Here is a 20,143-nt window from a genome sequence, read left to right on the forward strand (position 1 = left end):
GGTGCGACGGTCGCGACCGTCGCACCTTTCCTTATCGGAGCGCAGCATGCGGATTCTGCTGGTTGAAGATGACCTGATGATTGGTGAGGCCATCCAGGCCGTGCTGAACGACGCGAGCTACGCCACCGACTGGGTGAAAAATGGCCTGACCGCCTTGGCGGCCCTGGATACCCAAAGCTATGACCTTGTATTACTCGACCTCGGGCTTCCCGGCAAAGACGGGCTCGACGTGCTGGATGCCATTCGCGCGCGTAACAACGCGGTGCCCTTGATCATCATCACCGCACGGGACGCTCTCGATGATCGTTTGCGGGGCCTGGATGGCGGCGCCGACGACTTCCTGCTCAAACCCTTCCCGATGGCCGAATTGCTGGCGCGCATGCGTGCGGTATTGCGCCGTCGTGGCGGCAACGCGCAATCGCTGCTGGATAACGGAGAGGTCTCGTTGAATCTCGTCTCGAAGCAGGCCACCACGGCCGAGACCCGCGACGTCCAACTCTCCAATAGAGAATTCGCGCTTTTACAGGCCCTGTTGATAAGACCTGGCGCCATCCTCTCGCGGAGCGAACTGGAGGACCGTATCTACGGCTGGGGCAATGAAGTGGAAAGCAATGCAGTGGAGTTTCTGATCCATGCATTGCGACGAAAACTGGGGAGCCATGTCATCAAAAACGTCAGGGGGATGGGATGGATGGTTTCAAAAGGCGCTTGAGAGACTCGGTCCAGCTAAGGCTTTCGATCACGCTGTCGCTGGCCATCCTGATCGTCGCATTGGTGGCCGGGGCATTCGCGTTTACCTCCGCGCTCGATGAGGCACACGAAATGCAGGACGACGCTCTGCGCCAAGTGGCCGCGCTGTTTGATCGACAACACATGACGCTGCAGTATCCCAGCGCAGAACAAGCCGCAGGCGAAGATGAAGACGCCAGGATCATCGTGCAGTACCTGGCCGATAGCGAGCACGCGCCCAGCAATAATGACAACGCCATACCCTTGCCCTTTCCGACGACGCTGGCCGATGGTTTGTCGACCTTGACGATCGCGGGCGAAGCCTTTCGGGTACTGGTCAAAACGACTGCGGCAGGCCAACGAATCGTGGTTGCCCAGGAGGCAGACGTGCGTGACAAGGAAGCGCGCGAAAGCGCCTGGCGCAGTCTGTTGCCCTTCCTCATTCTCTTTCCGGTGCTGTTGCTGGTGGTGGGTGACCTGGTGCGCAAGCTGTTCCGACCGATTGCAACGCTGTCGGCCGAAATCGATCAGCGCGACCAGCAGGCTTTGCATCCTATTGACGAACATCATCTGCCGACAGAGATCCGGCCTTTCGTGGTGGCGATCAACCGGTTGCTCAAGCGTGTCGAGCAGGCGATGGAAACACAGCGTCGTTTCATTGCCGACGCCGCCCACGAATTGCGGTCGCCGATGACGGCGCTATCCCTGCAAGCGGAACGATTGAAGGCTACGCCACTGTCGGCCACCGCCCAGGAACGCTTTTTGCCATTGGCCGAGGGGATCGAGCGCAACCGAAAACTGATCGAACAACTGCTGGCCTTGGCCTCTGCACAATCGCTGACCGCACGACCACAAGCCTGCGTGTCAGTCCATGCAGTGTTTCGCCAGGTGCTGGAAGACTTGCTGCCCTTGGCCGAACACAAGGGCATTGATATCGGGGTTGAAAGCCTGGCGGATGTTCAGGTCGTCATCAACGAAATGGAGATGTTCATCCTCCTCAAGAACCTGGTCGACAACGCCATTCGCTATACCCCTGCGGCGGGCCGTGTCGACCTTAAGGTCACTGCGCAACGGGAGACCGTCCTTATCGAGGTCACGGACTCCGGGCCGGGCATCGCCGTTGCAGAACAACGGCTTGTATTCGACCCGTTCTACCGCAGCCTGGGAACCCATGAATCCGGTTCCGGGTTGGGCTTATCCATCGTCATGGCGATCGTAGAGCGTATAGGAGCGCGTATCCAACTGGGTTTTGCCGATGAGGCGAAGCAGAGCGGGTTACGTGTTTCTGTCTGGATCACACGTTGACCGCTGGCGTTCACCTTCACTTGTACAAGATCGCCTGATGAATGTCCTCCAGCGCCATGATGCGCTGGGCGGCGTTGAGCTTGATCGCCTCCTTGGGCATGCCGAACACCACGCAACTGGCCTCGTCCTGGGCCACCGTGGCGGCTCCGGCCTCGAGCATCTCCTTGAGCCCGCGTGCGCCGTCGTCGCCCATGCCGGTCATGATGATGCCGGTGGCATTCCTGCCGGCGAACTTGGCCACCGAGCGAAACAGCACATCCACTGACGGCCGATGCCGGTTGACCAGCGGCCCGTCGATCACCTGGGCGTGATAATAGGCACCACTGCGGGTGACCATCAGGTGCTTGCCGCCAGGCGCGATCAAGGCCAGGCCGGGCAGGATGCGGTCGTTGTTGCGCGCCTCGCGTACCTCGATCTCGCAGACGCTGTTGAGGCGCTCGGCAAAGGAGGCGGTGAATTTCTCGGGCATGTGCTGCACGATCACCATGCCGGGGCACACCCTCGGCAATGCTGTCAGCACCGCCTCCAGTGCCTGGGTACCGCCGGTGGAGGTGCCAATGGCGACGATACGTTCCGTGGTCTGTGCCATGGCGTGGCCATTGGCGGGCAGGATCGCATCCGCACTGAGCTTGCTGGGCGGGGCCAGTGACGGCGCCGGGCTGGCGGCGCGCTTTCCCAGGTTCTTGACGTTGGAGTTCGCCGCGGCACGGATCGCGGCCACCAACTCGGCCGCCGACTCGATCAGGAAACTCTTCAGCCCGGTCGTGGGCTTGGTGATGATTTCCACGGCACCGGCCGACAGCGCTTGCAGGGAGGTCTCCGCGCCTTTCTGGGTCAGCGAAGAACAGATCACCACCGGCGTCGGCCGCTCGCTCATGATTTTCTTCAGAAAGGTGATGCCGTCCATGCGCGGCATTTCCACGTCCAGTACGATCACATCCGGCCATTCCCGGGCGAGTTTGTCCATGGCAAAGATCGGGTCAGAGGCGGCACCCATCACGTGGATATCCGGTGTATCGCTGAGAATCGCCAGCAGCACCTGGCGCACTACGGCCGAGTCATCGACCAGCAGCACACTGATTTTTTTGTTAGGCATTTTGTTGAAGTGTTCCCATTGGTTGGTGCCGAACCCAGACGTTGCCGTTCCACAGGTCGAACATGATCGTGCGGTAACCGGTACTGCCCATGTCCTGGGCCGCCAAGTGCAGGTGATAGCGCTCGGCCAAGGCCAGCGCCGCGCGAATATTCAGGCTGGCCACGTCCTGCGTCGGCCGCTGGCGTTGCTGTTCGGGAAACATCCTGCCGCCACCGAACAGCTTGACCTGGTAATCCTGTGCCTGCGTGCCATTGAGGTGGGCGTGTTGCACCAGCAGTTCCAGGGCCTCATCGGCATACTTGCCGTCCAGGGACTGATGGTTGCGCAAGCGCCCCGGCAGCATGAAGTGGCACATGCCGCCGATCTGCCGTTGCGGGTGCCAAAAGGTGATAGCTACGCAGGAACCGAGCAAAGTGCGCAGGCGCGTCGGCCGCGTCGCAAAGCTGACCTGCCCAGGTGCCAATACCACTTCGGCCACGCCGACAGGCTTTTTCATGGCTTGCGGTAAATCGACGGTGCCACCAGCTTCAAGGTGTCATTCACACCGTGGAGGCTTTCCGAATGACTGATGATGAAGTAACCGCCGGGCTTGAGCAGCGGCAACAGGCGCGCAACCACCTGGCTCTTGGTCGGCTGGTCGAAATAAATCATCACGTTGCGCAGGAAGATCACCTCGAACTCGCCGAGTGCGGGCAGCGCTTCGTTGAGGTTGACCTGGACAAAATTGACCCGGTTACGCAAGGTCTTGTCGATCAGGAAGGTGCCTTCCTGGCGACCAATGCCCTTGAGGCAGTACTTGGTCAGCAGCGGCTGGGGCAGCGTCTCGGTGCGCTCCATGGTGTAATGACCACTGCGCGCCTTGGCCAGCATCTGGGTACTGATGTCCGAACCGACCACTTCCCAGGGGGTGGTACCCAGGCTCTCGGCCAGGGTCATCGCCAGGCTGTAGGGTTCTTCGCCCGAGGAGCTGGCCGCACTCCACACACGAAACACCTTGCCCGGCACGACCTTGGGCAGCACCTGTTGACGCAGGAAGTCGAAGTGCTTGGGCTCACGGAAAAAATAGGTTTCGTTGGTGGTCAGCAAATCCAGGGCAACCTGCAGTTCGCCCGTGCGTTGGTCATTCATGATCAGCTTGAAATACTCACCATAGCTCTGCAGCTCATAGTGCTTGAGACGCTTGAACAGGCGCCCGGCCACCAGGGCTTTCTTGGCCGGCGACAGGTTGATGCCGGCTGCGCGGTACAGCCAGGATTGGAACTGGCCGAATTCACGATCGTCGATAACGGCGGTGTCTGGCATGGTCGGGCCTCAACGCAGGTCAAGGTCGAGAGCCGGCGCCTGGCCGCCCTCGGCGAGGCTGGACATCTCATCGATGGACAGCACCTTGTCCACCTCCAACACAATCACGAACTTGCCATCGACCTTGGCCATGCCACTGATGAAATCGGCGCGAATCCGCGCGCCGAAGCTGGGCGGCGGCTCGATCTGCGTGGCGGGGATCTCCTGCACGGCAGACACCGTATCGACCAGCAGCCCGATGTCCTGGGGCTGGCCATCTTCGGTACTCGCCTCGATGATGATCACGCAGGAACGCCGGGTGATCGCCGAATTGGCCCGGCCGAAGCGCGCCGACAAATCGACCACCGGCACCACCGCGCCACGCAGGTTGATCACCCCGCGCACGAAGGCGGGCATCATCGGCACCACGGTCAGGCTGCCATATTCGATAATTTCCTTGATCCCCAGAATGCCGAGGGCAAACATTTCGCCGCCAAGCATAAAGGTCAGGTATTGCGCGTCCTCGTCCACCGCAACCGCGGCATGCCGAGTCGTCATCACTGCGCCCATGTCATTCTCCCTGTAGGCCCGCATCGATTCTTGTGATCAGAAGCGGGTGAATTCCGATTCGTCCGGGGCACTGGCCATGCTGTAGGCGAAGGCCTTGCGCGGCGCCTGTGGTTTCGGGCGTGGCGGCTGACGGTTTGGCTTGCTGCCAGGGCTGTCCACGCTGCTGCTTTGAACCGCGGCCTTGGGCGTTGAATCCAGCACGAAGAAGCTCATGGCCTGTTGCAGTTGCTCGGCCTGGCTGCTCATTTCTTCGGCGGTGGCGGCCAGTTCCTCACTGCTTGAAGCATTCTGCTGGGTCACTTGGTTGAGCTGGGTCATCGCCGTATTGATCTGCGCGACACCCGCGGCCTGTTCCTCGGACGCGGCGCTGATTTCCTGTACGAGGTCGGAAGTCTTGTTGATCGAGGGCACCATTTCGTCAAGCAACTTGCCGGCCTTCTCGGCCATGTCCACGCTGCTGGAGGACAGTTCGCCAATTTCCTGGGCAGCGACCTGGCTGCGTTCGGCCAGCTTGCGCACTTCGGCCGCCACCACGGCGAACCCCTTGCCATGCTCACCGGCCCGAGCGGCCTCGATGGCGGCATTGAGGGCGAGCAGGTTGGTCTGGTAGGCGATGTCATCGATGATGCTGATGCGCTGGGCGATTTTCTTCATCGCCACCACGGTCTGCTGTACCGATTCGCCGCCCTCGGTGGCTTCCTTGGCGGCCTTGCTGGCCATGCCGTCGGTGACCTTGGCGTTTTCAGTGTTCTGGTTGATGCTGGCGCTCATCTGCTCGACCGATGCACTGGTTTCCTCGACGCTGGCGGCCTGTTCACTGGTGGCCTGGCTCATCGATTGCGCGGTGGCGCTGACCTCCTCGGAGGCGCTGGCCAGGTTATCGGCGGCGTTGCGCACTTCACCGATGATATGTGCCAGCTTGCCGACCATGTTGCGCATGGCGTTGAGCACCATGCCGGTTTCATCTTTGGCACCCGGCTCGATGTGGGCGTTGAGGTTGCCTTCGGCCAATTGCTCGGCGGCAGTCGCGGCTTGCTTCAACGGACGGGAAATGATCCGCGCAATGAACATCGCCAGGCCCAGGCCAATCAACAAGGCGGCGATCAGCACCGCGATGATCGACACGCGTGCGCTTTCGTACAGCGCCGCGCCCTTGTCACCCGCAATGGTCGCCCCGCCGTCGTTGAGCTCGACCATTTTCTGCAAGCGGCTGGTCACTTCATCGAAATGCTCCTTGGACTCGCCCCTGAGCAAACCGCGCGCCTGGGCTTCCTGATTCTGCCGGGACAGCTCGAGCAACTGCTTGCTGGTCGCCAGGTAGGAGGCCCAGGCGCTTTTCACGCTGGCCAGGAGCTGACGGTCTTCATCGTTGGACAACAACTGCTCATAGGTCCCGAGGCGGGTTTCGAACTGTTGGCGCGAGTCCACGGCCTCACGTTCAGCCTGGGCCTTTTCCTCGGCAATCTCGGTACCGATGTGGCGGTTTTCTTTCAAGCGGTAGTTGGCGGCAAAAAAACGCATGCCGGCCGCTGCGCGCATGGAGGGCATCCAGTTGCCCTTGATGTCCTGGGCCGCCTGGTTGACCGCACCGAGCTGGTGGATGGCGAAGCCGCCCATGGCGGCGGTAAGCGCCAGGACCACCAGGAACGAGCTGATCAACTTGGTGGAAATCTTAAGATCGTAGAACCATTTCATCGGGGAACCTCCATGGAGTTGCGAATACGTCAGCGAGCGACGGCCGGTGGCGATTGAGGCACCTGGGTCGTGCGGGCTTCCAGTTGTACGATTTGGTTGAGCAGTGCCGGTATATCCAGGATCAGGGCCACCGCGCCGCTGCCCAATATGGTCGAGCCGCTGATGCCGCGCAGTGCGCCAAACAACTTGCCCAGGGGTTTGATCACGGTCTGGAACTCCCCGAGCAGCTCATCGACCACCAGCCCGGCCTTGTGCTCGGCGTAGCGCACCACCACCACATTCTGGCGGCGCGAGGCGGGGCCTTCGTGGCTGAAGTGGTCGCGCAGGTCCACCAGCGGCAACACTTCGCCACGCAGGTCCAGGTAGCCCTTGTCGCGGCTGGACTGGCGCTGGCGCTCATCCAGTTCGATGCATTCCTGGACCATGTCCAGCGGAATCACATAAGTGGACTGGTCGATGCCCACCAGGAACCCATTGATGATCGCCAACGTCAGCGGCAGGCGGATGCGCACCACGGTGCCCTGGCCGGGGCGGCTGTCCAGGTCGACGGTGCCGCGCAACAGGGTGATATTGCGCTTGACCACGTCCATGCCCACGCCACGCCCGGACAGATTGGTCACGGCCTCGGCGGTGGAGAAACCCGCTTCGAAGATCAGGTTGTAGATCTCCTGGTCGGTGAGCACCGCACCGCTGGCCACCAGCCCGCGCTCCTGGGCTTTGGCCAGGATGCGTTCACGGTTGAGCCCGGCGCCATCGTCGGCGATTTCAATGACGATGCTCCCCGAGTCATGGTACGCATTGAGGCTCAAATGGCCTTTGGCCGACTTACCGGCCGCACGCCGGGCATCGGCGCTTTCGATACCGTGGTCCATGGCGTTGCGCAGCAGGTGCATCAGTGGGTCGCCGATTTTCTCGACAACCGTCTTGTCCAGTTCGGTTTCCGCGCCGCTGATGATCAGTTCGATGTCCTTGCCCAGCTCCTGGCTGATATCGCGCACCACGCGGCGGAAGCGGTTGAACGTGTCGCCGATGGGGATCATGCGCAAGTGCAGGGCGCCATCGAGGATCTCTTCCACCAACCCCGATACCGTCGAGGTGGCCTCTTGCAGAGGGTCGTTGTTACAGGAGCGGGCCAGCAGGCTCGCGCCGGCACTGGCAATCACCAGCTCGCCGACCAGGTTGATCAACTCGTCGAGCTTGTCGGCATTGACCCGCACGTAATTACCGTCCCGGGGTTTCGCCTCGCTGGCTGCCGGCTGGCGCTGCGCCGAAGCCGTCATGGCGCCTTGCTCTGCCGGCGTGACCTGTTCGCTGCCCAGGTCGCTGTCGGGCGTGGGATCGACGGCAACGATGTGCACTTCACAATCGTCACGCACGAAGTCGAACACTTCGTTGAGGGTGGCGTGGCTGGCTGTCGAGCGCAGGTCGATCTCGAAGCCCAGGTAGCAGCTTTCCGGGTCCCAGCTTTCCAAGGCCGGGATGCTATCGGTGAGGATCGTGACCTGCATCATCTGCCCCAAGGTCTCGAGGTAACGCAGAAACGACAGCGGGTCCATGCCATTGCGGAACACATCCGCGCCGAAGCGCAGGGAGATGTGCCACAGCACGTCGGTGGGAGTGCCTGTACAGGCCGCGGCGGTTTCGACGCGTTGGGCCGGGGTGCCAGGTGCCTGATACGTGCTCAGCGCCTCGCGCAATGCCGCTTCACGTTCCAGGGCCTCGGGCTGCAACGTTTCGCCCCGATGGGCGACGACGTCGATCAACTCGAGCATATGGTCGCCGCACTTGAGCAACATCGCGATCAGCGTGGCATCGACCGCCACACTGCCGTCGCGCAGGCGGTCGAGTACGTCCTCGACAATATGCGTAAAACTCACGACAGGCTCCAGGCCGAACAGGCCGGCGGAACCCTTGATGGTGTGGGCAGCACGGAAAATCGCGCCAATGGCATCCTGGTCGCCGGGCTCGCTTTCCAGTTGCAGCAAGGATTGCTCCATGGCTTGCAACAGCTCGCGCGCCTCGACGATGAATGTCTGCTGTGCCTGATCGAGATTGATGCTCACCTGAACTTTCCTTGTCGATCAATGAACGTGGATGGCGCTGACTACAAGACCGCGCCGCGACACAGTTGGAGTGCCTGCGTGACCGCCTGGCTCTGGCCGATCACGCTCAAGGCTGTGCCGGCGATGCCGGCTTCACGCTGGATGACCGCGAGCAACTGCAGGCCGGCGCCATCCAGTTCCGTGACCTGCGACAGGTCCAGCGCCATGCGTGGCGTCGCGCCCAGCTGCGGCAGCAGCGCGCCCGCCAGTTCGGCGACGGTGTAGATCGTCAGTTCGCCGTCAATGCACACGCGGGTGGTGTCATCGAACGTTTCATGGGTGATGGGCATGGGAGCCTCCCTGGCGCCGGGTGTCAGGGCAGAATCAGTTTTGAGACCGCTGCCAGCATCTGTGCCGGCTGGAACGGCTTGACCACCCACGCCTTGGCGCCAGCGGCCTGGCCCTCGGCCTTCTTCGATTCCTGGGACTCGGTGGTCAGCATGATGATCGGGGTGAACTTGTAGTTGGCCAGCTTCTTGACCTCCTTGACGAAGGTGATGCCGTCCATGTTGGGCATGTTTACGTCGCTGATGATCAGGTGCACCTTCTGCCCGGTGAGCTTGCCCAGGGCATCCCGGCCGTCGCACGCTTCGATCACGTCGTAACCGGCGCTTTTCAAGGCAATGCCAACCACTTGCCGCACACTGCTGGAGTCGTCGACCACTAATACATTCTTCGCCATGAGGTGCTCCTAAAAGAAGGTAATGTCTTGAGAATTCTGCTGCACGGCCGCTTCGCCATGATGGATGCGCCGTTGCTCGTCGGTGGCATAAGTGGCTTCCATGCGCGCCAGCCACTGCCGGGCGTCGACGGCGACCGCCTGGTCAGGGGCCTGGCTGGCCTGCAGGAGGTGATCATGCAAGGCGTGCATGTTGTCTCGCACGTGGCTGAGGATCTGGCTGACCCGGTCCTGGAATTGCAGGTTGACCAGCACCTCGGTCATCTCATCACGAATGCCGTAGCTTTCCTGCTTGAGCAGGTCGGCGGACTCGGCCAGGCGCCCGGTGATGTTCTGGAAGCGCTCGAGCACCACTTGAATGCTGTTTTCGGACGCCGCCACCGAGTGGCTGTCCTGGTCGGCGCTGCTGGACGCGGCCTGTACCAATTGGGTGATGGCGTTATTGATGATGTCGACCTTGGCCGACATCTGTTGGCCGGTTTCACTGGATTTGCTCGACAGGCTGCGCACCGCATCGGCCACCACGGCGAAGCCACGACCGGCTTCGCCAGCCCGCGCCGCCTCGATGGCCGCGTTGAGCGCCAGCAGGTTGGTTTGCGCGGCAATCGCCGCCACGTCGGCGGCCATGGTGCGCAGTTCACCGGTATAGGCGGTGAGGCTACGGACCTGGGCCAGGGTTTGGTCACGGCTGCTTTGGGTCGCCTTGAGCGAATTGATCACCTGGCTCAGCTCACTGTCGCTGCGCGCCAGCACCTCAAGCGCGCCGTCGGCGGCCTGGCCATCCAGCTCACCCGCAGCGTGCTGCGAGGCTTGTACCGTTTCCTGCAACCGTGCGGCAATGCCGGTAAAACGGTTGGCCAGGCTCACAATGGCTTCTTCGGTCTGATGGCGCGAGCTTTCCACCTGCTTGGCCCAGATCGGCATGGCGCCCAGCAACACTTCATCAAGCTGTGCCCGCGCGGCCATGCCGTTATGTGCCGCGTCCGCGTCGGCCTGATCCGCCTGCGCACGCGCAATGGCTCGCCGCGTGGCGTCACGCTGCGAACCCGCGCTCCAGGCACAGGCACCGAAGCCGATCAACACCAGTACCGCGCAGGCCGCCAGGTTGGCCGCAGAAGTTGATTGCACCAGTATCCACACGACGGCGGGCAGGACCGGGATGAAAGCAAACCAGCGAAAACGCGGATGACCGGTAGGGGAAATGCGGCTGGCTTGACGCTGGGTCATGAGTTCGATCCTTGAACGTTGTTGCGGATATAAACGACATAGGGTTTATCTGCCCAGTACAGAACAACTTTAGACACCTTATGTGCCTTCCGTCTGATTTATGACCAACGGATGAACGTCCACGGTGTTCAGTCCCGCTGAAGCTGCGCCTTTCGAATCGCTGCCGTTAACGTCCGCTCATGACGTTGAGAAGCCTCGGGGGCTGGCTACGCCGCGCTCTTGCGCCATTGCCCCCCAACCGGCGGTGATAGAGGACCGCCCTTGACCGTCTTCACCCAAGCCTCAAGGTTTGAACCCCCTCATCAATTTGAACAGATGGCCGGGCCAGATCCATCGTGCGGTGGGCTGGTCGCGGGTGTCTGCGAGGGCGTCGAAGGCATTGCGATTGGGCGCCGTATCCACAGGGGCATTCAGGGTAGAGGGCGGCGACGCTTGATCATCAGGGGCTTTGGCTGGCTTGCTCATCAGGCCGGTGACCGGGTCGATGCTATAGCCAGCCGCCTTGCCTTTTTCGGTCAGGCCCCATACGCCATTAACGATACCCGAGAGTGCTTCGGAGGGCGGCAGCCTTATGGACTTGTCCGTGGTGCGAACAATGTGATCCTCGATCCGGACTCGCGTGTAGGTGGCGAACTCGCTGCCCAGCGGCGGTTGCTGATCGCCCTCGCTGGAGAACTTGTTCACCATCTTCTCCAGGAACGGTATCCCCCCGATGTTCATGAACGCCCCATGGTCTGGATGCAGGATGTATCGCAAAAAACCCTGGTCGATACGGGTACTGTTGATCGCCGAACCATTGAGGATGCGTGAGGCGATTGCAGCATCTTCCGGCTTGAAATCGAAAGTCACTCGATACCGCTCCGCGTCATAGCCGGTGTTGCCCCCCAAGAGCTGGCGGCCATCGCTGAAGTGACGATAAATACCGAATGTCATGGCCAATGCATCGACATAAACCAGATCCACTCCCTGCTCCTGCGCATAAGCATACATATCCGCGAACAAGGCACGATCCTCGCGGTTAAGGAAAAGGTTAGAGTTCAGGGTGCCATTGAGGTAGGTAAACGGTGGCTTGGCGACCGGTGGCTCGGTGTTGCTACCAAACAAGCGCGAAATCATGAGGTCACGGTGGGAATTGGACTTGGCCGGCGCCGGAGGCTCCATCGATCGCAGCTCTTCCCATGCGGCACGTCGCTCATTGAGGGTGAAAGGCCCGCCGTCGTCGTGGGCAATCAGCTGGAGTTGATCGCGTGTGAGGCCCTTGAACGGGTTGGTATCAGAACCGTTGACGAAGCCGGTCGCTTGTCGAGCCCGTGCCAGGAGATCCGGGTTATCGGTAGAGGGGACCTGCGCGTCGTGCTGCGCTTGGTTGACGAGGTACTGATCGCCGGTAATCGAGTCGAGCAGGCTGGTATCGTTTTGGCCGATGCGGGTTTCGGCACGCGTTGCGGCTTCACTCAATTGCTGAGCCAGGATTGAGACTGAGCTGAAGGTGCCACTATCGGTTGCTGAACCATAGGTATCGGGTTTGACTTCATCGCCTGGCGACACCGAAGAGCGAGGCGTGGCGTTGACTGAGCTGTTTGCCACGGGGTTGTAAGCCGACGATGCGGCAGGATTGATAATGACCATGAGCATTCACCTTGGCTTGGGAAAACAGCAACGGTGCGATGAAAAGTCTATTGTCAAAACTGGAAAGCAACCCGCAGCCAAATAGGCTGCGAGTACTTTTTGTTTTATTAATATCGATATCGGAATGTCACTGAGTCGGTGCCGGCAGGATTTACATAACGTGGTGTACCGCCAAATACACGATGGTAGATGACAACTCGTGAGCCATGGCCGAAAGCCTGAGCATTAAAGTCTGACAATGTCCCGGATGAATTTGGATAGATTTCCCTACAGTCCTCTTGAGAGCTGAACGGCCGGGAGTAACACAGCTGTACCACTTCTCTAATGCCCTGAGGATAATAAGTTGTATTCCATTGAATCTCTAACAACTGTTTGGGATCAATGAGTGTACCTTGGGGAATATCCGCAGCCAAAACATTGAAACTCGCAAGCCCGACGCCTGGCTGGGTGTCAGAGTTAGATAAAACAAGAACGGGGTTGGGCGCCGCTGTTTTAGTAATAGCGTTTTCTGCCGCAAAAGCAGTCCCATGAGTAGACGCTACAAAAACCGCTAAAAAAGCGAGCAACGTTCGTCTTTGAGTAATACCGCGCGCCCATACAATCGTGCCTTTCATAATCATCACCCTAGCGTCAGTTATTAACATGTCAGGTTCAAATCAATCCAGCTGTAAGCATCACGCCCCTACCATTGCACGATTTAATAACCGTAGAAAGCCAAGTACTTCCTAAAAACACGAAGGACAGCACTGTCATACATGAAAGTAGGAATTCGTAAGTAACTTCCTAGTCCCGCCAGCATTACCGCTCGGAAGCCCCTTAACCCATCTTCCCGCGAATGGCCGTTCAAATCACCTGAATGATGAATCGGTTATTTCTTGTCTTTCTGACTGACAAACCCAAAGAGGGAGTGCCCTGCGCTCATTCGTCGCATCTTTGCGTCCTCCCCTCCAGCCCTCACCGAACCCGCCGATAACCCTACTAACCGCATGCCTATGACCTGCGCCCCTCCACCCGTTCGAGCCAGCCCTATGAACCCACTTTCCCTTCTAAAAAAAGCCCGGGCCGATCGTCAAGGCACCGCCACCCTCACCTGCACCGCCAATGAATTGGAGTCCTCATTGGCCACCCTGCGCATCACACCCACCCTGATCACCGGTTTCATCTCCCCCCACCTGGACATCGACCAGGTCGCCGCCAAGCTCAAGCGTCGCTTTCCGCAAACCGCCATCAGCCTGTGCACCACCTCCGGTGAGCTGTGCAACGCCGCCGATTCGCTGTATTGCGCGACCGGCGAGCGCTGGGACCGGATGGTGTTGCAGCTGTTTGATGACAGTGTGATTGCCTCTGCCGAGGTGGTGATGGTGCCGTTGGAGTGTGAGGACATTCGCAGCGGCGGCAAGCGCTTGGGGATGCAGGAGCGGATCGCCAAGTTGGTGGCCAATATCAAGCGGGTGCAGGTGCACACCTCGATCGATCACCGCGACACCTTGGCTTACGTGGTGTTCGATGGGTTGTCGGCGTCGGAATCGTTTTTCATGGAGGCGCTGTATGAGTCCGGGCGTTTTCCATGCTTGTTCGTAGGCGGGTCGGCTGGGGGTAAGTCGGATTTCCAGAAAACGCTGATCCACGATGGCCAGCGCAGTTATCAGAACCATGCACAGATTGTGTTCCTCAAGACCGCGGCCCATGTGCGCTTTGGCGTGTTTAAAAGCCAAAACTTCAAGGCCGCGGATTTGACCTTCAGTGTGCTGACCGCCTCGGTGGAAGACCGCACGATTGACCAGGTGATCGACAGCAGCGGCAATATCAAGAGCATGGTGCAGGCGCTGTGTGATGCGTTCAATTGCGCCCCCCAGGCACTGGAGTCGAAGCTGGCGGATTACTCGTTCGCGATTCGGGTGGGCAGTGAGTTGTTTGTGCGCTCCATCGCACGCATCGACTATGAACAGCAGATCGTGCAGCTGTTTTGCGACGTGGCGCCGGGCGAAGAGCTGGTGATGGTGCGACGTACGCCATTGCGTGAGGCCACACGCCTGGACTACGAGCAGTTTTTGCGTGGCAAGGGCGGCCAGCCGGTGGCGGGGATTTTGAATGACTGCATTTTGCGCCGACTGAATAACGGCACCGAGCTGGGCAGCATGGCCGGCATTTTTGGGGATGTGCCGTTGGCGGGGTTTTCGACCTTCGGGGAGATTCTGGGCTTGAACCTGAATCAGACGCTGACGGCGATTTTCTTCTTTCGGGTGGCCAAGGGTGCGAGTTTCAGTGATGAGTACGTGGACAATTTCATCGCCCATTACGGCGAGTTCAAGGCATTTTTCCTGCGGCGTCAGGTGAAGAAGCTGGCGGGGTTGAACCATGTGGTGGTCAAGCAGATTGCGGCGTTCAAGAACAATGATTTCACCGACACCCTGAATACCCGAGGCCTGGACCGCAATATCCTGCCAGTCTTCGAAGGCCTGGCCGACTTGGGCCTGGTGTTGGCCCAGGCCGAGCGCCAGCAGGAGGACATCGCTTCGCAGCTCAAGCACTACTCCGGTGAGTTGCACGCCTCGATGGATGAACTGGTGGGCACGATTGGCCAGCAGAACACGGTGTCTGCCCAGGCCGGGGCCACGGTGGAGGGCCTGTCCAGCCAGGCGGATGTCGCGGTGCAGGGCGCGCGCACGCTGGCGGGGTCGAGTTTGCGTATCCAGTCGATTGTGCAGGTGATCCAGCAGATCGCCGGGCAGACCAACCTGCTGGCGCTCAACGCCGCGATTGAAGCGGCGCGCGCGGGCGACCTGGGCCGGGGTTTTGCGGTGGTGGCGGACGAGGTGCGCAAGCTGGCGGAAATCACGCGCAAGAATGCGGCGGAAATTGGTGTGGATATCGACTTGTTGTCGAGTGAGATCCAGCGCGTGGCCCAGCAGATTGAAGACCAGTCCACCGGGGTGGGTGCGCTGCGGGAGATGCTGGATGTGCTGGAGGCGTCGAGCCGGGCGACGGAGGGTACGGCGCAACGGACCAAGACCATTGCGGATACGTTGACGGGGCTGACCCATGCCTAGGGTATAGGGCGACGACCGCCGCATCAGGGGTTGATAGCTCTCATCACCGTGAACAGATAACCGGGTCCGGTCACCCCCATAGGCGCCCGATTGCGGCTGGTGGCGAGGGCCTCCAGGAGGGTGCGATGGGGGGCTTTGTCGACGGGGACAGGCGAGGTGGAGCCGTGTGGCGCTGGATTGTCTGCAGCGGCAGTCGCCCGTTGCAACTTGCCGGTGGCCTTGTCTAACGTGTAGCCGGCGGCTTTGCCTTCTTCGGTGAGGCTCCAGGTACCGTTGACGCTAGCGGCGAGTACCTTGGAGGGCGGTAGTTTTATGTTCTTATTCGTGGTGATCACAATATTGTCGTTGATCTTGACGGTTTTTAAAGTGGCGAACTCATTGCCCAGCGAGGGCAGTGAAGCCCCTTCGCCAGAGAATTTGATGACCATCTGTTCAAGGAACGGCATACCACCTGTATTTGAGAGTGCTCCGTAATCCGGATTCAGGATATGCCGCAAATAGCCTGGGTCGAGGCGGGTGCTGTTGATCGCCGAACCTTTCAGGATACGTGAGGCAATTGCAGCATCTTCTTCCTTGAAGTTGTAAGTCACTCGATACCCGTCCGAATCGTAGCCATTGTTGCCGCTCAAGAGCTGGCGCCCATCGCTCAAATGACGGTAGTGGCCAAGTGACCAAGCCAGGCGATCCACATAGCCCAGATCCGCACCTTCCGCCTGCGCATAAGCATACATATCCGAGATCAAGGCACGATCATCGCGATTGAGGAATTCAAAAGCGCTTTGAGTGGTGTTCTCAAAGGTCGCCGGAGGCTGGGCAACCGACGGCTCACGGTGGCCGAACAAGCGGGAGATCATCAGGTCACGGCCATTGATGCCTGCCGACCTGGGGCTACTCGCCACTGGGGGAGCGACAGTTTGCATCTCCTGCAACGCGGCACGTCGCTCATGGGTGGTAAAGGCACCGCCCTCGTCGTGGGCGATCAAGCTCAATTGATCGCGCGCAAGGCCTTTGAAGGGGTTGCTGTCGAACCCGTTGACGAAGGCGGTTGCTTGACGGGCGCGAGCCAGCAATTCTGGGGTGGCGGTCTTTGGAAGCTCTGCGTCGTGCTGCGTTTTGTTGGCGAGGTAGGTGTCCCCCGTAATCGAGTCGAGTGGATGGGGGGTGTTTTGACCGCGACGGGCTTCAGCGCGCGTGGCGGCTTCGCTTAATTGATGGGCGAGCGTCGATACGGTGCTGTTGGTAACGCGACTGCTTGTAGTCAAGGATGCATCAGTCTTGTGTTGCGTTGGCGGGCTAACAACATTCACCGGACTGCCTGTCAGGCGACCATGAGCTATCGAAGCATAAGAAGTCAGGTTAATCATAAAATCTCCCCCCGTAGAGGCGGCTGTAACTTGCCTACATTCAAAATGTTCAATTGTCAGCACAGAAGGCTGCAGTAAAAGTGCCCCCTGAGTGGGCACCTGACTAGTCTCTATATCGAAAGGTCACTGAATCAACGCCGGCAGGACGAGCATAGGGAGGGACTCCTCCTAGTACCGTATGACCGATGGTGACACGCGAACCATGGTTGAACGCCTCACCATTAAAGTCTGATAGTGTTCCGGAAGAGTTCGGGTTAATAGCAACACAGTTCTTTTCAGAACTGTAGGGGCGGTAGTAGCACAACTCGACCGACTCGCTAATACTCTGAGGATAGTAGGTCGTCTTCCAGTCGACCCCTAATAATTGTTTAGGATAAGGTAGCGTACCACTGGAGAAATCTGAGGTAGCCAAGTTAAAAAATGCTAATCCGACACCCGCATTATTCGATATCACAAGAACGGGGTCCGGCGTTTGGGTTTTAGTAATAGATCGATCTATCGCGTAGGCTGCGTTATCTAAAACCAGTACGCAAACAGCCAACACAGCAAGCAGGGCTCGTCTTGCATTCATGCAAGACGCCAACAACAAAAACACCGTTGAGCGTTTCATAGTGATCACCATAGCGTCAGGAATTACTCTCTCGGCTTGCTAACAAGCCAGCAGTAGGAACGACGCCCCTAACATGCACGATTTATTATCCCGGGTAAGCCAGCCGCTTCCTAAAAACACTAAGGACCGCTCCGTCATACTTAACAGTAGGATGACGTCAGCCACGTCCTAATCCCGCGTGCACACTATTCAAACCAAGTGGTTAAAGTCATGATGCGCGCCTCACTTCAAGGACGATAAAAACAGTGAAAACCACCTTCGCCGCCCTGCTCCTGACCTGCCTGGCCACACCCGCATTCGCTGACGCCCCCCTCATCGGCTTCAAGAGCACCACCCTGCCCGACGCCCACCACGCTCGCCCATTGGAACTGGCGGTCTGGTACCCCGCCAACACCACCGCCACGCCAACGCTGATCGCCGACTCCGTCGTCTTCATCGGCGCCCTCGCCGTGCCCGACGCACCACCGGCCAGCGGCGAACATCCCCTGGTTGTGCTCTCCCATGGTTACGGCGGTAATTGGGGTAAACAGGTGTGGCTGGCCAGTGCTTTGGCGCACCAGGGTTATATCGTGGCGGCGGTCAACCATCCCGGCACTACCAGCAAAGACCGCAGCCCCCAGGCCGCCGCAGCGTTATGGCAGCGCCCGGCCGACCTGAGCCGTGCCATCGACGCAGTCCTGGCGCAACCGAAGCAATTTGGCGCGGTGGCGAAAAACCAGATTGCCGCGGCAGGCCACTCCCTCGGCGGCTGGACCGTACTGGAGATCGCCGGCGCGCGTTTCGACCCCGACCTGTTCAGCCGCGACTGCGGCGCCCACCCCAAGCTGGGCGGTTGCATCGGCTACCAGGAGATGAACCCCGCCGGGACACCTGACGGGAAGGCGCGACTGGCCGCTGACTTGAGCGATAAACGCGTCACCGCCATAGTGTCATTGGACCTGGGCCTGTCACGCGGCATGACCAACGCGAGCCTGGCGGCGTTGCGGGTGCCGGTTTTGGTGATTGCAGGCGGGGTACCGTCGGAGGATATGCCTGCCGAACTGGAGTCTGCCGACCTGGCCAAGCGCCTGCCAACCGCCTCGACGCGCTACGTGGCGATCAGCGACGCCAACCATTTCAGCTTTATGTCGATCTGCAAGCCGGGGGCGGTCGCATTGATCGAAGAGCGTTCGCCAGGCGACGGCATGATTTGTCGAGATGGTGAGGGCGCACGACCACGGGCGCAGATTCAAAAACAGGTGACAGCGCTGATCAGCGACTTTCTGGCGCAGACGTTTCAGCGTTAAACAAATCCCCCCTGGACAGACGGCGGCCAGCCAATCAGTCAGGCTGCATGGGCGGACCTGGGCAATCACGCTCAACAGCCTCGCATCGATAACACTGATGATTACTATCGAACCGCTCGCCTATGGGGTGGCCAAACCCGATTCCTATAATCGCCTCCCAATTCTTCCCCTTCGCCTGGCCTCAGGCGACATCCCCCTTGGAACCCAGCATCATGCCAAGCGCCCTCCAGGCCCCCAGCGGCCGTCCCGAACATAATCAACAAAGCGTCAAACAGCAGTGGCTGGCGATTCTCTCGGTCGCGGTGGGCGCCTTCGCCCTGGTGACCAGTGAGTTCCTGCCGGTGGGCGTACTCAACGACGTCGCCGCCGACCTCGGTATCAGTGCCGGCCACGCCGGGCTGATGGTGACCCTGCCGGGCATCATGGCCGCCCTCGCCGCGCCGTTTCTGTCGGTGAGCATTGGCGCGATGGACCGTCGCTACCTGCTGATCGGCCTGACGTTGATCATGATCATCGCCAACTCGGTCGTGGCCTTTGCCAGTGACTTCAACCTGCTGCTGTTCGGCCGTGTCTTGCTGGGCATCAGCATCGGCGGGTTCTGGGCCACGGCCATTGCCCTCAGTGGGCGCCTGGCGCCCAAGGGTGTGGATGTCGCGAAGGCCACCTCGATCATCATGATGGGCGTGACCCTGGCCACCGTGCTCGGCGTGCCCGTCGGCACCTGGCTCAGCGGCCTGATGGGCTGGCGCATGACGTTCCTGGTCACCGCGCTGCTGGGCGTGCCGGTGCTGCTGGCGCAGGTGTTCCTGCTGCCTCGGCTCACCCCGGAGAAGGCCATTCGCATCAGCGACCTGCCGGCGTTGTTTATCAACCCACAGGCGCGGGTCGGGTTGATCGCGGTGCTGTTGATCGGCTTGGCGCACTTTGCGGCCTACACCTATGTCGCGCCGTTCTTCAAATACAGCTCCGGCTTCGACGGGCCGACGATCGGCTCGCTGTTGCTGCTCTTCGGCGTGGCCGGGGTGTTCGGTAATATCTTTGCCGGTTTCGCCGCCAACCGCAGCGTGCGTCACACCCTGTTGCTGGTCGCGCTGATGATCGGCACCAGCACCGCCCTGTTCCCTCACTTCGCCACCGGGATGACCGGCGCAGCGATGCTGATCGGGCTGTGGGGTTTCGCCTTCGGCGCCTTCCCGGCCTGTGCCAGTATCTGGATGTTTGTGGTGGCGCCCAAGGATGTCGAACGCGGCATGCCGCTGTTCGTCGCCTTGTTCCAGGTAATCATTGCCTTGGGCTCGTTCTTTGGCGGGCGGATCGTCGACCAACTGGGCAGCTCGGTGCTGTTGAGCCTGGCCACGGCCCTGGTGGGCTGCGGTTTTGTGACGGTGCTGGTGCTGGGGCGTAATGTCAGCAATAGCTTGGCGGCCCAGCCTGGCTAGGCCTGCCCTGCAACCCGAGACCTTCGCAATAAATGCCCGCCATCGCGCCAACCGCGACGCCGGTTGCTCCCACGCCGCCAC

The 20,143-nt window shown here is 60.2% G+C and carries 18 protein-coding genes; 5 read left to right on the plus strand and 13 right to left on the minus strand.

The features are described from left to right. Positions 1–46 precede the first annotated feature (46 nt). Together QU606_RS25620 and QU606_RS25625 are read left to right on the plus strand one after the other, a co-directional pair. Entirely contained in the window at positions 47–712 is a 666-nt protein-coding gene (locus QU606_RS25620) for a response regulator transcription factor (RefSeq protein WP_150296195.1), read from the plus strand. After that, entirely contained in the window at positions 688–2,034 is a 1,347-nt protein-coding gene (locus QU606_RS25625) for an ATP-binding protein (RefSeq protein ID WP_304997768.1), read from the plus strand. The genes QU606_RS25620 and QU606_RS25625 overlap by 25 nt, the downstream gene beginning before the upstream one ends. Positions 2,035–2,050: 16 nt before the next feature. Here QU606_RS25625 and QU606_RS25630 read toward each other — a convergent pair whose 3' ends face one another. The 11 genes from QU606_RS25630 to QU606_RS25680 all read right to left on the minus strand — a co-directional run bounded on the left by QU606_RS25630 (position 2,051) and on the right by QU606_RS25680 (position 12,927). Then, positions 2,051–3,130: a chemotaxis response regulator protein-glutamate methylesterase gene (locus tag QU606_RS25630; protein WP_024076559.1), complete on the minus strand. Its 1,080-nt coding sequence runs from the start codon at positions 3,128–3,130 to the stop codon at positions 2,051–2,053. Then, the gene (gene cheD / locus QU606_RS25635; RefSeq protein WP_024076560.1) at positions 3,123–3,626 is read right to left on the minus strand and encodes a chemoreceptor glutamine deamidase CheD; all 504 of its coding nucleotides are present in this window, start codon (positions 3,624–3,626) and stop codon (positions 3,123–3,125) included. The genes QU606_RS25630 and cheD overlap by 8 nt, the downstream gene beginning before the upstream one ends. Next, positions 3,623–4,432, minus strand: coding sequence for a protein-glutamate O-methyltransferase CheR (locus QU606_RS25640; protein WP_024076561.1), 810 nt, complete (start codon positions 4,430–4,432; stop codon positions 3,623–3,625). The genes cheD and QU606_RS25640 overlap by 4 nt, the downstream gene beginning before the upstream one ends. Before the next feature lie 9 nt (positions 4,433–4,441). Next, positions 4,442–4,981: a chemotaxis protein CheW gene (locus QU606_RS25645; RefSeq protein ID WP_024076562.1), complete on the minus strand. Its 540-nt coding sequence runs from the start codon at positions 4,979–4,981 to the stop codon at positions 4,442–4,444. A 36-nt stretch (positions 4,982–5,017) separates the two neighbouring features. Further along, positions 5,018–6,676 carry a methyl-accepting chemotaxis protein gene (locus tag QU606_RS25650; protein ID WP_024076563.1) on the minus strand — a complete coding sequence of 553 codons (1,659 nt, stop codon included), beginning with the start codon at positions 6,674–6,676 and terminating at the stop codon, positions 5,018–5,020. Positions 6,677–6,705: 29 nt separating this feature from the next. Continuing rightward, a complete protein-coding gene (locus QU606_RS25655; protein WP_304997769.1) occupies positions 6,706–8,739 on the minus strand; it encodes a chemotaxis protein CheA in 2,034 nt (677 codons plus the stop codon). Positions 8,740–8,780: 41 nt separating this feature from the next. Continuing rightward, a complete protein-coding gene (locus QU606_RS25660; protein ID WP_024076565.1) occupies positions 8,781–9,068 on the minus strand; it encodes a lipid asymmetry maintenance protein MlaB in 288 nt (95 codons plus the stop codon). A 23-nt stretch (positions 9,069–9,091) separates the two neighbouring features. Further along, the gene (locus tag QU606_RS25665) at positions 9,092–9,460 is read right to left on the minus strand and encodes a response regulator (RefSeq protein ID WP_024076566.1); all 369 of its coding nucleotides are present in this window, start codon (positions 9,458–9,460) and stop codon (positions 9,092–9,094) included. A gap of 9 nt (positions 9,461–9,469) precedes the next feature. Then, positions 9,470–10,684 carry a methyl-accepting chemotaxis protein gene (locus tag QU606_RS25670; protein ID WP_024076567.1) on the minus strand — a complete coding sequence of 405 codons (1,215 nt, stop codon included), beginning with the start codon at positions 10,682–10,684 and terminating at the stop codon, positions 9,470–9,472. Between the two features lie 282 nt (positions 10,685–10,966). Next, positions 10,967–12,313: a hypothetical protein gene (locus tag QU606_RS25675; RefSeq protein ID WP_168232043.1), complete on the minus strand. Its 1,347-nt coding sequence runs from the start codon at positions 12,311–12,313 to the stop codon at positions 10,967–10,969. A 107-nt stretch (positions 12,314–12,420) separates the two neighbouring features. Further along, complete coding sequence (locus QU606_RS25680) at positions 12,421–12,927, minus strand: hypothetical protein (protein ID WP_304997770.1); 507 nt, start codon at positions 12,925–12,927, stop codon at positions 12,421–12,423. A gap of 414 nt (positions 12,928–13,341) precedes the next feature. Between QU606_RS25680 and QU606_RS25685 the strand changes: the two genes are divergently transcribed. Further along, on the plus strand, positions 13,342–15,363 hold the full coding sequence (locus tag QU606_RS25685; RefSeq protein WP_304997771.1) for a methyl-accepting chemotaxis protein: 2,022 nt from the start codon (positions 13,342–13,344) through the stop codon (positions 15,361–15,363). A gap of 23 nt (positions 15,364–15,386) precedes the next feature. On the opposite strand, the gene QU606_RS25690 is transcribed toward QU606_RS25685, so the two are convergent. Further along, positions 15,387–16,727 (minus strand): hypothetical protein, encoded by a 1,341-nt coding sequence (locus QU606_RS25690; protein WP_304997772.1) that lies wholly within the window; start codon positions 16,725–16,727, stop codon positions 15,387–15,389. A gap of 103 nt (positions 16,728–16,830) precedes the next feature. Next, a complete protein-coding gene (locus QU606_RS25695; protein WP_304997773.1) occupies positions 16,831–17,337 on the minus strand; it encodes a hypothetical protein in 507 nt (168 codons plus the stop codon). Positions 17,338–17,582: 245 nt separating this feature from the next. Here QU606_RS25695 and QU606_RS25700 point away from each other — a divergent pair, with 245 nt between their 5' ends. Continuing rightward, positions 17,583–18,623, plus strand: coding sequence for a serine aminopeptidase domain-containing protein (locus QU606_RS25700; protein ID WP_304997774.1), 1,041 nt, complete (start codon positions 17,583–17,585; stop codon positions 18,621–18,623). 212 nt (positions 18,624–18,835) lie between these two features. Further along, on the plus strand, positions 18,836–20,062 hold the full coding sequence (locus QU606_RS25705; RefSeq protein ID WP_150054517.1) for an MFS transporter: 1,227 nt from the start codon (positions 18,836–18,838) through the stop codon (positions 20,060–20,062). The last annotated feature ends 81 nt before the right edge of the window (positions 20,063–20,143 follow it).

Source organism: Pseudomonas sp. OVF7 (assembly GCF_030644265.1).
In the GTDB taxonomy this organism is placed as follows: domain Bacteria; phylum Pseudomonadota; class Gammaproteobacteria; order Pseudomonadales; family Pseudomonadaceae; genus Aquipseudomonas; species Aquipseudomonas gorinensis.

Bases quoted from the DNA above. Each gene is read 5' to 3' on its own strand.
- QU606_RS25620 (WP_150296195.1), top strand. From the start codon at position 47: ATGCGGATTCTGCTGGTTGAAGATGACCTGATGATTGGTGAGGCCATC.
- QU606_RS25625 (WP_304997768.1), top strand. From the start codon at position 688: ATGGATGGTTTCAAAAGGCGCTTGAGAGACTCGGTCCAGCTAAGGCTT.
- QU606_RS25630 (WP_024076559.1), bottom strand. From the start codon at position 3,130: ATGCCTAACAAAAAAATCAGTGTGCTGCTGGTCGATGACTCGGCCGTA.
- cheD (WP_024076560.1), bottom strand. From the start codon at position 3,626: ATGAAAAAGCCTGTCGGCGTGGCCGAAGTGGTATTGGCACCTGGGCAG.
- QU606_RS25640 (WP_024076561.1), bottom strand. From the start codon at position 4,432: ATGCCAGACACCGCCGTTATCGACGATCGTGAATTCGGCCAGTTCCAA.
- QU606_RS25645 (WP_024076562.1), bottom strand. From the start codon at position 4,981: ATGGGCGCAGTGATGACGACTCGGCATGCCGCGGTTGCGGTGGACGAG.
- QU606_RS25650 (WP_024076563.1), bottom strand. From the start codon at position 6,676: ATGAAATGGTTCTACGATCTTAAGATTTCCACCAAGTTGATCAGCTCG.
- QU606_RS25660 (WP_024076565.1), bottom strand. From the start codon at position 9,068: ATGCCCATCACCCATGAAACGTTCGATGACACCACCCGCGTGTGCATT.
- QU606_RS25665 (WP_024076566.1), bottom strand. From the start codon at position 9,460: ATGGCGAAGAATGTATTAGTGGTCGACGACTCCAGCAGTGTGCGGCAA.
- QU606_RS25670 (WP_024076567.1), bottom strand. From the start codon at position 10,684: ATGACCCAGCGTCAAGCCAGCCGCATTTCCCCTACCGGTCATCCGCGT.
- QU606_RS25675 (WP_168232043.1), bottom strand. From the start codon at position 12,313: ATGGTCATTATCAATCCTGCCGCATCGTCGGCTTACAACCCCGTGGCA.
- QU606_RS25680 (WP_304997770.1), bottom strand. From the start codon at position 12,927: ATGAAAGGCACGATTGTATGGGCGCGCGGTATTACTCAAAGACGAACG.
- QU606_RS25685 (WP_304997771.1), top strand. From the start codon at position 13,342: ATGAACCCACTTTCCCTTCTAAAAAAAGCCCGGGCCGATCGTCAAGGC.
- QU606_RS25690 (WP_304997772.1), bottom strand. From the start codon at position 16,727: ATGATTAACCTGACTTCTTATGCTTCGATAGCTCATGGTCGCCTGACA.
- QU606_RS25695 (WP_304997773.1), bottom strand. From the start codon at position 17,337: ATGAAACGCTCAACGGTGTTTTTGTTGTTGGCGTCTTGCATGAATGCA.
- QU606_RS25705 (WP_150054517.1), top strand. From the start codon at position 18,836: ATGCCAAGCGCCCTCCAGGCCCCCAGCGGCCGTCCCGAACATAATCAA.